Here is a 912-nt window from a genome sequence, read left to right as displayed (position 1 = left end):
TCTTCTTCTTCTGGCGCTGATTGCAGTGAGTATTTTGCTCGCAAAGCAGTTTGGAGGCTGATTACTCAGCCGCCTCAGCCTTGCCGATCACCGGGCGGCGCTCGAGGAGTTCCTTGAGGAACTGGCCGGTGTAGCTGTTCGGTTCGGCGACGACGTCTTCGGGTGTGCCGGAGGCGACGAGCCGGCCGCCGCCGTCGCCGCCTTCGGGGCCGAGGTCGAGGACCCAGTCCGCGGTCTTGATGACTTCGAGATTGTGCTCGATGACGACGACCGTGTTGCCCTGGTCGACGAGTTCGTGCAGCACTTCGAGCAGCTTGGCGACATCGTGGAAATGCAGACCGGTGGTCGGCTCGTCGAGGATATAGAGGGTCTTGCCGGTCGCCCTGCGCGACAGTTCCTTGGCGAGCTTGATGCGTTGGGCCTCGCCGCCCGAAAGCGTCGTCGCCTGCTGGCCGATATGGATGTAGCCGAGGCCGACCTTCTTCAGAGTCTCCATCTTGTCGCGCACGGCCGGCACGGCGGCGAAGAACTCGACGCCTTCCTCGACCGTCATGTCGAGCACGTCGGCGATCGACTTGCCCTTGAAGGTGACGTCCAGCGTCTCGCGATTGTAGCGCTTGCCGTGGCAGACGTCGCAGGTGACGTAGACGTCGGGCAGGAAGTGCATCTCGATCTTGATGACGCCGTCGCCCTGGCAGGCTTCGCAGCGGCCGCCCTTGACGTTAAAGGAGAAACGGCCCGGCTGGTAGCCGCGCGCCTTGGCTTCCGGCAGGCCGGCGAACCAGTCGCGGATCGGCGTGAATGCACCGGTATAGGTTGCCGGGTTGGAACGTGGCGTGCGGCCGATCGGCGACTGATCGATGTCGATCACCTTGTCGAGGAATTCGAGGCCCTCGATGCGGTCGTGCTCGG

Annotated in this window: 1 protein-coding gene; it reads right to left on the bottom strand. The window is 63.7% G+C overall.

All coding sequences use genetic code 11. The features are described from left to right. Positions 1–61 precede the first annotated feature (61 nt). Positions 62–912, bottom strand: an 851-nt coding sequence (locus PZ895_RS11380; RefSeq protein ID WP_275839112.1) for an ATP-binding cassette domain-containing protein, incomplete at its 5' end; no start/stop codon positions are given.

Origin of the sequence: Mesorhizobium sp. YIM 152430 (assembly GCF_029210365.1) — a bacterium.
GTDB lineage: Bacteria > Pseudomonadota > Alphaproteobacteria > Rhizobiales > Rhizobiaceae > Aliihoeflea.
The sequence above is the reverse complement of the archived record's forward strand: the minus strand, read 5'-3'. Positions and strand labels throughout refer to the sequence as shown.